14 protein-coding genes and 1 riboswitch are annotated in these 13,478 nt (G+C 33.3%); of the genes, 2 read left to right on the top strand and 12 right to left on the bottom strand.

The genetic code is table 11. The features are described from left to right. Positions 1-20: 20 nt before the first annotated feature. Entirely contained in the window at positions 21-590 is a 570-nt protein-coding gene (locus tag AC3WJF_RS05935) for a manganese catalase family protein (protein ID WP_492450244.1), read from the top strand. 5 nt (positions 591-595) lie between these two features. Here the strand turns inward: AC3WJF_RS05935 and AC3WJF_RS05930 are convergent, their stop codons facing one another. From AC3WJF_RS05930 to AC3WJF_RS05910, 5 genes are all read right to left on the bottom strand, one after another. Further along, complete coding sequence (locus AC3WJF_RS05930) at positions 596-1,051, bottom strand: DUF2663 family protein (protein WP_492450242.1); 456 nt, start codon at positions 1,049-1,051, stop codon at positions 596-598. Positions 1,052-1,167: 116 nt separating this feature from the next. Beyond that, entirely contained in the window at positions 1,168-1,827 is a 660-nt protein-coding gene (locus AC3WJF_RS05925) for a LysM peptidoglycan-binding domain-containing protein (protein ID WP_492450240.1), read from the bottom strand. Between the two features lie 13 nt (positions 1,828-1,840). Further along, on the bottom strand, positions 1,841-2,422 hold the full coding sequence (locus tag AC3WJF_RS05920; RefSeq protein ID WP_492450239.1) for a CPBP family intramembrane glutamic endopeptidase: 582 nt from the start codon (positions 2,420-2,422) through the stop codon (positions 1,841-1,843). Then, positions 2,419-3,873 carry a RecQ family ATP-dependent DNA helicase gene (locus tag AC3WJF_RS05915; RefSeq protein ID WP_492450237.1) on the bottom strand — a complete coding sequence of 485 codons (1,455 nt, stop codon included), beginning with the start codon at positions 3,871-3,873 and terminating at the stop codon, positions 2,419-2,421. Before AC3WJF_RS05915 ends, AC3WJF_RS05920 begins: the two co-directional genes overlap by 4 nt. Positions 3,874-3,880: 7 nt before the next feature. Next, positions 3,881-4,924: a YpbB family protein gene (locus AC3WJF_RS05910; RefSeq protein WP_492450235.1), complete on the bottom strand. Its 1,044-nt coding sequence runs from the start codon at positions 4,922-4,924 to the stop codon at positions 3,881-3,883. A gap of 216 nt (positions 4,925-5,140) precedes the next feature. Between AC3WJF_RS05910 and AC3WJF_RS05905 the strand changes: the two genes are divergently transcribed. After that, positions 5,141-5,389 carry a ferredoxin gene (locus AC3WJF_RS05905; protein WP_492450233.1) on the top strand — a complete coding sequence of 83 codons (249 nt, stop codon included), beginning with the start codon at positions 5,141-5,143 and terminating at the stop codon, positions 5,387-5,389. 208 nt (positions 5,390-5,597) lie between these two features. Here AC3WJF_RS05905 and AC3WJF_RS05900 read toward each other — a convergent pair whose 3' ends face one another. From AC3WJF_RS05900 to ccsB, 7 genes are all read right to left on the bottom strand, one after another. Next, complete coding sequence (locus tag AC3WJF_RS05900) at positions 5,598-6,164, bottom strand: ECF transporter S component (RefSeq protein ID WP_492450232.1); 567 nt, start codon at positions 6,162-6,164, stop codon at positions 5,598-5,600. Positions 6,165-6,315: 151 nt separating this feature from the next. Then, positions 6,316-6,450: riboswitch (FMN riboswitch) on the bottom strand. 104 nt (positions 6,451-6,554) lie between these two features. Next, on the bottom strand, positions 6,555-7,415 hold the full coding sequence (locus tag AC3WJF_RS05895; protein WP_492450230.1) for a peptidoglycan DD-metalloendopeptidase family protein: 861 nt from the start codon (positions 7,413-7,415) through the stop codon (positions 6,555-6,557). Positions 7,416-7,634: 219 nt separating this feature from the next. Continuing rightward, positions 7,635-8,801 (bottom strand): GerMN domain-containing protein, encoded by a 1,167-nt coding sequence (locus AC3WJF_RS05890; RefSeq protein ID WP_492450228.1) that lies wholly within the window; start codon positions 8,799-8,801, stop codon positions 7,635-7,637. Then, complete coding sequence (gene sigX / locus AC3WJF_RS05885; protein WP_492450226.1) at positions 8,794-9,330, bottom strand: RNA polymerase sigma factor SigX; 537 nt, start codon at positions 9,328-9,330, stop codon at positions 8,794-8,796. Before sigX ends, AC3WJF_RS05890 begins: the two co-directional genes overlap by 8 nt. A gap of 353 nt (positions 9,331-9,683) precedes the next feature. Then, a complete protein-coding gene (locus tag AC3WJF_RS05880) occupies positions 9,684-11,450 on the bottom strand; it encodes an ATP-binding protein (RefSeq protein WP_492450224.1) in 1,767 nt (588 codons plus the stop codon). After that, positions 11,447-12,163, bottom strand: coding sequence for a response regulator (locus AC3WJF_RS05875; RefSeq protein ID WP_492450222.1), 717 nt, complete (start codon positions 12,161-12,163; stop codon positions 11,447-11,449). Before AC3WJF_RS05875 ends, AC3WJF_RS05880 begins: the two co-directional genes overlap by 4 nt. 104 nt (positions 12,164-12,267) lie before the next feature. Beyond that, the gene (gene ccsB, locus AC3WJF_RS05870; protein ID WP_492450220.1) at positions 12,268-13,470 is read right to left on the bottom strand and encodes a c-type cytochrome biogenesis protein CcsB; all 1,203 of its coding nucleotides are present in this window, start codon (positions 13,468-13,470) and stop codon (positions 12,268-12,270) included. Positions 13,471-13,478: the final 8 nt, after the last annotated feature.

The raw sequence follows: 13,478 nt of genomic DNA, 5'->3' as shown, positions 1-13,478 counted from the left end.
AAAGGAGTGATCATAAGTACATGTGGGTATACGAAAAAAAACTTCAATATCCCGTAAGAGTCAGCACTTGTAATCCAATGCTTGCAAAATTACTAATTGAACAATATGGAGGAGCAGACGGCGAATTAGCCGCAGCACTTCGCTACTTAAATCAACGTTATACTATTCCAGAAAAAGTAATTGGTCTATTAAACGATATTGGGACAGAGGAATTCGCCCATCTGGAAATGATTGCTACGATGGTATATAAATTAACAAAAGATGCTACTCCAGACCAATTAAAACAAGCGGGACTGGCACCACATTATGTTAACCACGATTCGGCAATCTTTTATGATAATGCTGCTGGAGCACCATTCACCGCCACTTATATTCAAGCTAAAGGAGACCCGATAGCAGATCTTTATGAAGATATAGCTGCAGAAGAAAAGGCGCGTGCTACTTATCAGTGGATCATTAATATGAGTGATGACACAGATCTGAATGATGGGCTTCGTTTTTTAAGAGAAAGAGAGATTATTCATTCCCTACGTTTTCGTGAAGCTGTTGAAATTATTAAAGAAGATAGAGGGAAAAAGCAATTTTATTAGAATGCTTATTTAGTTTCATTGTATAAATTAATGTCATATTGTTTTTTCATTACTTCAAATATCTCATGACGGTTTTTCCATGCCTCATTCTTCCAAAGATCCTTGCTGCGATCAATGATTTCACATCTCAATTGATGAAATTCCTTTTCATATTTCTCTTTTTTATCGTAAAGAACTTTTGTTGCACCTAAAAAGAAAGCTGCTAAAAACAAGAAAAACATATGGTTCTGATTATTGAATACAATAGAAAAAATATCAAAGAAAGAATAAGAGTAAGGTTTTAAAATAATGTGATATAAAAGATATAAAGTAGTGAAACAATAGAATACACTTATCCATAAAAGTAAAAAATGATAATTTTTGTATCTGTCAAATTTTCTTTTCTTGTTAACTACATTTTGTAGCATTTGTTTTGTTGCTTTATCCGTCTTGTCGCTTAGATTTAATATCGATGAATCCATTTAGCATAACCTCCATACCGACACATCTTCATTCTATTTTATGAGGCTGTCCTAGGACTATGCCTTGCTAATATAAAAAAGAGTAACAATTTTCAAGATAAATTGTTACTCTTTCATTATTTTGGCAAAGGTATTTGTAATGTTTGCCCTGCTTGAATTTCATTATTAATAATTTGGTTTTGTTGAATAATTTTTTCAATGCCATCTTGTGAGTTGTAATATTTCATTGCTATGCTAAACAATGTTTCATTTGGCTGAACAATATGATTAACAATTTGGATATTCGAACTATCATTGCTTTGCTGCTTGTTCCCTTCCACGGAACTGTTTGCATTGTTTTTTTCTTCTGTTTTTATCTCTATTGATTCATTCGTTTTTGGTCGAGAATCCGAACTATCAGCTAATGAAGATGAATGTGAAATGCTGCTCGTATTCTCTTCTGGCTCATTATTCTGGGAAGAATCACTTTTGTTCGTTTCGTATAAAATTTCCTCCCCGCCTGCGGGCTCAGATGTCAAATGAAACGGTTGATGTTTAGAAAAATATGTATACGCAACGATTGTACTAATCGGCAAAAGGATAAAAAAGGTTAACAGTACTTTCGGAAAAATAGAGCCTGATTTCTTTTTCTTTTTCTTATTATTTTTCTTTGAATGATGTAATTCCATACGTGAAGGTAATGGAGACTCGATTTCCACTTCATCCACCACGGTATTTACTTTTTCTAATCTTTGTTTTTTCTTTTCAACTTGATCGTAATAGGTTTGTGAATACATGAAACCCCCCCGTTCATTGTTTCATCCTATACTTGATTGCTATTCCTAACAATAAATCAATAATAAAATGCATCGCTATAGTTGTTAGTAAGTGATGATTAGATAATTCATAAACTATGCCCAACCAAAAACTAAGAACTACAATATTGACTATAAGAAACCAGTGTCCCCAATATCTAATATGAACTAAGGCAAATATGATGCTAGCTGTAATTACTCCGAAATGGGTTTGAATTATACCGCGAAATAATAATTCTTCACTAAATGCAATTAATAGAGTTAATCCTACAATTTCAATGATTGATCGATCTCGAAATATCTTTTCATTTATTCCACCATCATCATAATATCGATTTGGTAATACCTTCATCAAAATAAAATCGATAATAACGATGAAAACACCATTTGTGATTCCCATTATAAATATAGACGAATCAAATCGAAAAAGGTTGAAAAAAGAAGATAAATCTTTAAATAAAAATATACCTAAAATAATGGAAATCGTTAATAGGACTATTTGAGTAGCTACGAGGTGAAAAGTTAATTCTTTTTTTGTCAGTTGTTGAATTATGTTTGCTTGATTCCATTTTTTCATGTAACATCACTTTCTAATAATAAATTTTTAAGCATATCTTGCCATGACTCATTTTTTACTTTATTCTCGTTCATTTCAGACACCTCATACTTGTCCAATGATAACCCACAGTTATCACAGCACATTTCAACCTCATGTACTGCTACCTCATTAAAATAAGATAATATTTCCTTTCTCCTACATATATTTGATTTTATCCAATTATCCATTTGTACTATTTTTTGTTGTTTATATTGAATTCGTTCATCTCGAATTTTCTTTAGTTTCGTTAGTTGTGATGCGTATGGTGTTTCATTAGAACAATAATATTGCAAAAATCGCAGTTGCGTTTCCGTTAGTTCCTGTACATTTTCATTTTGAGGAAACCGTAAATGTTCTATATATAAATCTATTTGATTATCTGCTGGTAATTCATGTTCGATTAATTGGAGAGGCAGTTGGATATCACCAGGACTATATAATAAAATAGCGACGCTTTTTTCACTATCTCTGCCAGCCCTGCCGATTTCCTGCAAATATGATTCCAAGCTTTGAGGCATATGAAAATGAATTACGAAACGAATATTAGCTTTATTGATCCCCATACCGAATGCACTAGTAGCGCAAATTATATCTAGCTCATCGTAGAGAAATTGCTGTTGTATTAGCATCCTTTGTTCCTGATCCATTCCTCCGTGATAGGCTGCCGTTCTCGATAATCCCTCCCGCCTTAGCATTTCCGCTACCTCTTCAGAGATTTTTTTACTTGAAAAATAAATGATTCCCGGCTTTTGAAGTTTTTTCAGTAAATTTAATAATTCGTTTAGTTTATCTTTATAACCTTGTTTTTTCTGTACAAACATAGATATATTGGCACGATCAACAGAAAAAATACACTCTTTTGCCTTAGGTAATTCCAATAATTGAATAATGTCCCCGCGAACTTCTTCTATTGCTGTAGCAGTTAAAGCAAGGGTGGTTGGATTTCCTAACTTCCTCCTTACCTCCCCTAATCGTAAATAATCAGGACGAAAATCATACCCCCATTGCGAAATACAATGTGCTTCATCTATTACAAATAGTGAAATATCAATCTTCAAGAAGGAGTTTAAAATATTTTGACTAGAGAGCATTTCCGGTGAAATAAAAATAAACTTATACTGAGTTAATGATTTTAAAATATGTTGTCGTTCTCTTCTAGAAAGAAAAGAATTGATCGCTACAACTTTCTTTTCCCCAAGCATTTTCATTTGTTCAACTTGATCTTGCATAAGCGAAAGAAGTGGGGAGACAATCATGACTGATCCTGGTAACAAATAGCCTGGAAGTTGATAGCATAATGATTTTCCTGTCCCAGTGGGGAGCATGGCGATCGTGTGTTGCCCATTCAATACAGAAGTAATGACTTCTTCTTGACCTTGTCGAAATGTATCAAACTTGAAATATGTTTGTAATGCCTCGTAAATATTCATCTTTCCATCACCTATTCTTGGCCAATGTTAGTCTAATTTGAAAGTAGGATACGTTTTGCAACTGGTCTTTTATTGGCTTTAGCTTTTGCTTTCCGATTTGTTTAGCAATCGTTATAATTTTCTCTTCTGTATATAAATCAACAAATGGCTTTATACTAAAATCCGGGTTATTAAATACAACTTCAATAATATGGTCTTGTATCGTACTCTCCTTTAACTTCCTAATTTTCGAAATATCAGCAATAGAATAGTTTTTCAATAAGAGCTTATACGTTTCAAAGGTGGACTTTGTCATTGGAAATGGTTTGTACATATCTCGAAAAATGGAAAATAACAGGGGATAATCTTTCTCTTTTTCTAAAACATTGTCCATTAAATAGTGAAGTAAGTTTAAATAACGATACCAATATTCTGTCGTTTCCATTTTTAGCTTACTAGCAGTCTGTTCAACAGTCTTTCCAATTTGTTTGTATCCTGTTAATCTCAAAACCAAAATTTCTGGTAAGTCTGGTGAATTATCCGAAAAAATACAGTGAAGTTCTTCATAAAGGGCGGTTGCCAATTGGCGCTTCGACTTTTTTTGTGAGATCATAAATTGTTTAACCCATCTTAACAACTCCGCATCACGACTTATGGGAAAGTAATGACGGTTTTCATTAATTAAGTTTGATAATATTTGTACGAAAATCGCTAACCGGTTCCAAAATACAAATGTGTGATCCTGATATTTCATTCCATTCAGAAAAGCAGGAAACGGTTGTTTAGTTAAATACGAATGTAGTTGATATTCCCCCTGATCGGTTAGATAATAGTGATGATCTGAATTTAACCTTAATAATGATTGATTAACAAGCGATTTTAAGCTGGTATCAAAGGAAGTTCTCGTTAAATGGGGAAAAGTATAAAATAAAGACTCAATCTGATAAAGGTATGCGTCTTGAATGGTTTGGCTTGATTTTTTACCGTTTAATAAATGGAACACAGAGTAAACTGTGCGCTCATTTTTAATCTTTTTTAAGGCCCATAGTATTAATACTTCTAAAAAAGTCATAGTTTAACACCTATTGTCTTTTTATGTCTAATTTTAGCATATATCTCAATGTTATTTCATAAATTATGAACAAAATTAGAAGAATTTTCTCTTAGAAAGGCTTTTTATTGAAATGTAGATAATGGAGTCTTAAAATGAGGTGTGGGGAAAAATTTATTTTTACTTATCACTTGTAGTGAAGTGAATAGAGTTGATTTACTAGGAGGTAAAATACGTATGCCTAAATATACGATTGTAGATAAAGATACTTGTATTGCTTGTGGAGCATGTGGGGCAGCTGCACCTGATATTTATGATTATGATGATGAAGGTCTCGCATATGTTATTCTTGATGATAATCAAGGAGTTACTGAAATACCAGAGATTCTAGAGGATGATATGATTGATGCATTTGAAGGTTGTCCAACTGAATCCATTAAAGTCGCCGACGAACCTTTTGATGGTGACCCTTTAAAACATGAATAAAGGCTCTTATCTTATACTTTGTTGTTTTGGATCTCATAATTATTTCTTTCAAATTTAGAATAAGTAATCCTTGTCAGAAAAGATGCCCCGAAACTAAATTAAATAAAGAATTTAGACACCGTATAAAAAGCAACAATCTATACGAAAAAGCCTGAATAAAAACAAGCATGCAGCAAAATTTGCTGCATGCTTGTTTAATATAAATTAATTATTTTACTAGTGAATGTTTTTCTAGCCACTTTTGCATTCTTACAAAGATTAACATGAAAATAATCGTAATTAGCAAACCTTTCACAATATTAAATGGCAATACCCCACTAATTATATATGCTTTAACATCTTGAATGTGATAATTAACTAATGATGCATATGCTGGTAATATTACAAAATAATTTAATATGCTCATTAATAATGCTAAAGAAAAAGTACCGAAAATTAACCCTATGGTCATCCCTTTTTTCGATTTAAATTTTCTATAAATATAATAAGTAGGAAGAACAAATAAAAGTCCAGACATTAAATTTGCTAAATGTCCTATTGGTATACTAGCAGCATCTCCAAAGGTTAAGTAGTCCAATATATTTTTTATTACTTCTACAATAATAGCTGCAAGTGGACCAAATACTACTGCTGCGACTAAAGCGGGTATATCACTAAAGTCAAAAGTTAAAAAAGTGGGTAGTGCAGGTAATGGAAACTTTAGCATCATCAATAAATATGCTAAACTCCCCAGCATTGCAATACTTACAAAAGACTTCAAATTCATTTTTTGCAAAATTCCTCTCTCCTTTTGAGATTCACCTCAGCTTGAAGAAAGGTAGCCGCATGCCGAAATAAAATAACCCCCAAAGATAATTTCTTTGAGGGAGTTTTAAAGGCATCACAAATAGGTATTCAAAATGACATCATTTTGAATACTGGCTAACCTTCATCTTCTCCCATCCAGACTTTACTGTCGGCTTTGGAATCACACCAAATCCTGCCTAATACAGGCTCGCGGGCTTAGAAGCAATTGCTTCATCACCGCCGGTCGGGAATTACACCCAGCCCCGAAGATGAACCATATTATTTTCTTCATCATTATAACTTAAATAAAATCAATTGGGAAGAAATTTATGCTTTACTAGCAAAGAATTTTCTCCTGTGAAAATTATCCAAATGTAAATTATTTTGTTTTAAAGACATTCTCCAATATATTTACCGGTTTCTCATCTAAGCTTAATTCTTGATTTGGATAAATTAAATCTTTATTTTTTATATGGTTTAAATTTACTAACGTATCGACTGATATACTAAATTTTTTTGAGATACTAAAGAGAGTATCCCCTTTTTTAACAATGTATGTATTATTATCCATATTTTTCATATTAATTGTATTATATATTAAGGAGATGCTTTGTTTATTTAAGTCATATGATAATTCTTCAGCCTTATAAAAAGGCATAAGTACGTCTTTTTGTTGTTCATGGATTACTGGCTTCGAAACCTCTGCAATGCCGTATGGATCATGCTGTAATGCAAATACTAGCTGACCAATTTCTCCATTTCCAAATACAATAAACGGATCAATTGCATACTTTTTATCAATCGTCCATTCTCCTTCGTGAATTTCAAAATGAAGATGTGTTCCGGATGCTTCACCTGTGTTACCCATTAATCCAATTTTTTCTCCCTTTTGTACTTGTTCACCTTCCATGACAATTCGTTTTGCTAAATGGGCATAAACTGTTTCAAAACCATTCGCATGATGAATGAACACTACATTACCATAAGATTGTGATAAATATGATTTTACAACTTTGCCTTTATCAGCTGCATAAACCGGGGATCTATATGTGCCTGCTATATCTATTCCCTTATGCTCCCCACCTCTTGAATTAAATACATCAGATATTTCACCCTTTGCAGGAAAGAACCAGCTTTCAGTACTTGTTTTAATATCTATATTAGCAGCATTAACATTTCCGCCCTTTATACATAGAGATACACAAATAGCCATTAACAAATGGATTATGACCTTTTTCATCATCTTCCCCTCCTTGGACTACTCTTGCTTAACCATATGAGCGTCTGTTTCTCATTAGAACATAATGTCAATAATGAGTTTGCTAGAGTAAAATTTAGTGTTTACGGATCAGGAAAATATATTCATGATTAAGTTAAATCTAACCATCTAAGACTGATATTCGGTAAAATTAGAAAAAATAAAAAGAAGCCGTTTTGTCGACTTCTTTTAAAAATGCCATTATTTCACACTTTCTAGATTTGCAGCAATTGGAACATTCACCGGTTTGGAAAAATCAAATCCATTCCACCTATAAGGCTCAAGATTTTTAAATTGAATAGCAGTATACCCAAAGTTTTTTGCTGTAAGTAATATGGCTTCCACCATTTGCATAGAATTTTCTTGCTTTTCTAAATTAATTTTCTTAGCAAATTGAACCGTCGCTATGTCTACATTATCTTTATGTACTGTCACATCTGTATTCTGATCAATAACTGGAAAATGGAAGTCATCAGGCTTCGTCTTCATTTCTTCCAAAGCTGACTGTAGATTTGGATAACTTTCATCTGTAGGCAATAAATACTTTCCACCATCACTAGATTGGTACAAAAAATATGCAGTTTGTGGAGTTTTATTTATTACTTGAGGTATTATTTCTCCTATTTCACCTAAATCTATTGGTTTACCATTTTCATCTGTAAAATCAACCTCTTTTACATCCTGAGATGCAAACGTATATTGAACAATACTGTTCAAATTTAATGTAAACTGTTCAGCTATAGAAGAAATTGTACTTTTCTCAATAATAACATGCACCTTTTTCGAATCATTATCGTACTGAATATCACCGTGTAAAGGAAGATAATTGTTTAAGGACGGTAATTTTTTTGAAAATGCTTCTGCTACTGCCTTAAACTGTGTTATCCAGTCGCTGTCATTTTTAGGAGCGATTACACTCACAGGCACAACAATAGCATCCTCCGTTAGAACACCGTATGTAAATAAATTATTCCCTGCCAAATCCTCTTTATAAACTGCTGTTCTATTAATTTGGTCAATTGTATTTTGTGAATACAAATTTATATCTGCCGCCTCTTTTTTATCATTCGCTTTAAATTGTGGTGCACTTCCAGATTTACTTACAATATTTTTATGATTTGCTATGTCCATTGATTTGCTTTCCAAGTGATTATTTTGGAAAAATACAGGGGAAATCAGCACACATAAAATCGCTGCTGCAATAATTGATAATGTAGGTATCAAAATATGCTTTTTATTTTTTTGTTTCCTATTCATCTTCATTTTAACTCTCATGTAAATTTCTTCTGAGTTTCTATTGTCCATTATTTTTGGCATATTTCGAAGAAGCTTCTCTACTTGATATTCATCAACAGAATGATTAGCCATATTGCTGTACCCCTCCCTTCTTATCCTTATGGTTCATCAGTTTTCTTAAGGTAATAAGAGCTCGGTGCTGAGTTGTTTTCACTTTACTTTCTGTCCACCCTAAAATTTCAGCTGTTTCCGTGATTGAAAGGTTATTTAGGAAACGCAAAATAATCACCATTTTTTGATCCTTTGTGCAATAATCAATACAATGATACAAAAGCTGAACATTCTCATTTTTTAATGCAATTTCTTCTGGCAAAGGACCGATATCACGTATTTGATTTGCATTCCAATCAAAAGTATCCTTAATTCTTTTTTTAAAACTATTTTGTTTTCGAAAATAGTCTACTGCTACGTTTCTCGCAATGGAAAAAAGCCATGTTTTTTCTGAGCTTTTCCCTTCGAAATTGTGATAAGATTTTAATACTCGAATATAAACATCTTGAGTAAGATCTTCTGCTACATCACGATTTTTTACCAGGTAAATCAAAAACTGAAACAAGTCTTGATGGTATTTACTATAAATCTCTTTAAAGACGGAGTCCATTCTTCCCCCTCCTCCGTTATTAATTTAGTCGTATAAAACAAGAAAAAGTTACAATAAACTAAATATTTTTTATCTTGTCTTATTCTACCAAAAAGAAAATAAAAATGCGCTATTATTAGCGCATTTTATATTCCTAGCTACAGATCTAATTGACTAACAAACTTCAGGTCTCCTCAGCGAGCACTGGTACTCGAACAACTTCAACATTTTTCCTAAATCTTGCGTCAAAACCCTATGGGTGAAATTTGCACTTCAAATTTTACTTGTTTGTTCGTCGATGAACAGGTGCTTTCGCTTTTCTTTGTTTCCCATGAAACAAGATTTCTCGCCACACTTCACTGTTTTTCAATCATTTAGTAAGGTAAAAAAAATGAAAATGTCGTACCTTGTCCATTTTTGCTTTGAACAGTAATGTGCCCGTTATGAGCATCTACAATATTTTTTGCGATTGCAAGTCCTAAGCCTGTTCCTGATTTCCCGCGTGTTCTTGCTTTATCCGCTTTATAAAAGCGCTCAAACACAAACGGTAAGTCCTCTTCCGGGATTCCCGTGCCATTATCTTGGACATAAATCGTAATTCCATTTGTATTACTATCTACTATTACTTTCACGATGCCATCTGATTGGGTATGGCGTATTGCGTTATCTATTAAGTTAGTTAAAACCTGTTCAATTCGATCTGGATCAAGATCAATAGTAGCCAGGTCATCTGTTACCATCTCGAAGATAAGCTTTACGCTTTTCTCTCGAGCCAATCCTTGAAATTTATTCGTTATCCTTTCAATAAATGGCTTTATTGTAGTATCTTCTTTATATAATGATATATGACCAGCTTCCATTCTTGCTAAATCGAGTAATTCATTTACGAGTCTGCCAATTCTTAAAGTCTCATCATAAATAATTTTCGCAAATTCTTTCTTATCTTCTTCCGTAGCAGCGATGTCATCAATAATTGCTTCGCTATACCCTTGTAGCATAGCAATAGGTGTTCGGAGTTCATGGGAAACATTTGCAATAAAATCATCTCTAAGCTTATCCAATTTCCGTTCCTCAGTCATATCACGTAGTATAGCTACTGCTCCGCGAATATCTTTTTGATTATATAATGGACTGACAATGACCACATATGAATGCCCTTGAATTTTTAATTCATCTGTTTGTTCCATTTCTGTAACAATTACCTTTTGTAGCAATGCCAGAATTTCTTCTGGTGCAGGTAGACGGCGATCAAGACTTGGATCATTAATCCATTGCTGCAAAAAGCGATCAGCAGGAGGATTGGTAATTAAGACAGTTCCATCTCGATCAAATGTAATAACTCCATCAGCCATACTGCTTAATATGGATGTTAATTGCTCTTTTTCTTGCGTTAGTGCATTCATATTATATTTTAATTGCCTTCCCATTTGATTAAAAGCAGTTGCCAATTCACCAATCTCATCATGAGATAAAAAAGGTACCTTCGTATCAAATTTTCCTTTTGCCACCTCTAATGCAGCAATCCTCATCTTTCTTAAAGGTGCTGACATTCTTGTCGATAAGAAAAAAGCAAAAAACGTCGTTAAAATAATGGCTATTCCTGCAGAAAGCAAGATAATTTTCGTTGTCTGTTGTGTTGTATCTTTTAATATATTTAATGATTGATAAATGAATATTGCACCATTTTCACCTTTTGTGGCTTGTAAAGGCACGCCTATCACGAGAGTATTATCGTAACGATTTCGTGAATTATTATTCCTAGGCTCTATTTCCTTCGTTACATCCCTTTGGTTATCAAAAACATTTGATAATTGTGGGTCATTCATAATTTTTTCTGGTGTAATAAATTTATTATTACTTGGAGCTGAGTAAAAAACATTCTCCTTATTGTAAGCAATAATAACTTGTGATGGTTTATCCACAATCTCTAGTGCCATTTGGATCCCTACATTATTATTTGGATGCTCCTCTACTATATGTGCAATTTTATTCGCTGTTGTTTTTAAATCCTTTTCAATTTGTGAAACATGGTAGCTTTCAAAGAATTCAAGGAGCAAAATAGTAAGTATAAAGAGTACAAACGATACCAAAAGTAAGATTGTTAACCATAGTTTGCCTACAACACTTTTCCATATTTTCATTCAGATGTAACCTCAAATTTATAGCCGACACCCCATACTGTTATGATCATTTTCGCAGCACTTTCCGAAACACGATTTAATTTTTCTCGAAGTCTTTTCACGTGTGTATCCACTGTTCTTAAATCACCAAAAAACTCATAATGCCAGACTTCTTTCAGTAAATGTTCTCGATCAAATACTTTATCTGGTGCTTTGGCGAGAAAATATAGTAATTCATATTCCTTAGGAGTGAGGTTCACTTCTACTCCATCTGCAGTAACACGATGTGCATCATTATCAATTGAAAGATGAGGATATACAATAAGATCCTTTGCCTTTGTATCCGTATTCAAAAAACTAGTCGTTGAAGATCTTCTTAACAACGCTTTTACTCTTAAAACTACTTCCCGCGGACTAAATGGTTTTACGATGTAGTCATCTGTTCCCACTTCAAAACCTTCTACACGATTTGCCTCTTCGCCTTTTGCGGTTAGCATAATCACAGGGGTAGATTTCACAGCTCGGAGCTCTTTACAAACCTCAATCCCATTTTTCCCAGGCATCATTAGATCCAATAAAATGCAATCGTAATCAGTCTGGGTAGCCATCATTAAAGCTGATTCCCCATCTTCGGCTTCTTCAATAAAATAGTTTTCTCTTTCCAAATACATTTTTAGCAATCTTCTTATACGATCTTCGTCATCAACTACTAATATTCTTGCTTCATGTTCCATTCAAAACAACCCCCTATTTACATTTTTTGAAAAAAGCCTCCACAATAGTGAAGGCAAATAAATTTTCAAAGAAAACTAAGTCAAAAAATAATTATATTGATTAATTACGCATAAGAGTGCAAGCCTGCAATTATTAAATTGACTGCTATAAGATTAAACATAATAATGGCAAATCCGATTACTGCAAGCCATGCCGACTTACTCCCATGCCATCCTTTTGAAAGACGAAAATGCAAAAATGCTGCATAAAATAACCATGTGATAAGTGCCCACACTTCTTTTGGATCCCAGCTCCAAGCTTTACTCCACGCCACTTGTGCCCATATCATCGCAAAGATTAAGGCGCCTAATGTAAAGACTGGAAATCCAATTAAAACAGAACGATAGCTTATTTCATCTACTAGATCAAGTTTAATATTTTTCACTAAAGGCTGTAATAATGCTCCAATACGTTTGCGAGTGAGTAGCCTTATGAGAAGGTATAAAATAATACCTGTTGCAATAGACCATAGCAAAGTATTAAGCTTTGCAGCATTAATTAGTGCGGGTACATAAAATAAAGGTTTGAATTTGTCTGGATTTTGAAGTTTTCCTTCATGTGGTCCGACGATTGCAGGTAAATCAAAATTTAATCCTTGCTCTCCAACTTGTTTTGCACCATTTTTATCGACCCAATCAAATGTAGCTGAATAGTTCATAGTATGAAAAATAGAAGTAATAATAACAAAGCCAAGAACCGATATAAGTGTGAACATAACAAATTCTAACCAAAATGTACTTTTACTACTTTTCGTTTGATTAATAGATTTCACTAAATAAATTAACCCCGCAGCAAAACTTATGGCAAGGATTGCTTCTCCAGCAGCAGCTGTTGTTACATGAATATGTAACCAATAGCTTCTTAAAGATGGTACTAACGGATTGACTTCTCTTGGGAACATACTTGCATAGGCTATTATTAAGAGTGCTACTGGTAGTGTAAAAACACCTAACACAGCTGTTCGATAAATGAAAAATATAATAATAAATGCTGCTACAAGCATCATTCCAAAGAATGTCGTGAATTCAAACATATTACTTACTGGTGCATGGCCAGATACGATCCAACGCAGAATAAAATAGCCTAGTTGACAAACAAAACCAATAATAGAAACAGTAATACCTATTAATCCCCAACGATTCATAGATGTACCTTCATCTTTTTTTGAATTCGTCCGGATTGCTCCCCCAAAAAAGAATGTTCCAATTAAATATAAAACAAACGCCACGAACAATAAATTACTACTTATATTTAATAGATGATTCATTACCATCC

It is taken from the genome of Heyndrickxia sp. FW510-T9, from assembly GCF_058781025.1.
The sequence above is the reverse complement of the archived record's forward strand: the minus strand, read 5'-3'. Positions and strand labels throughout refer to the sequence as shown.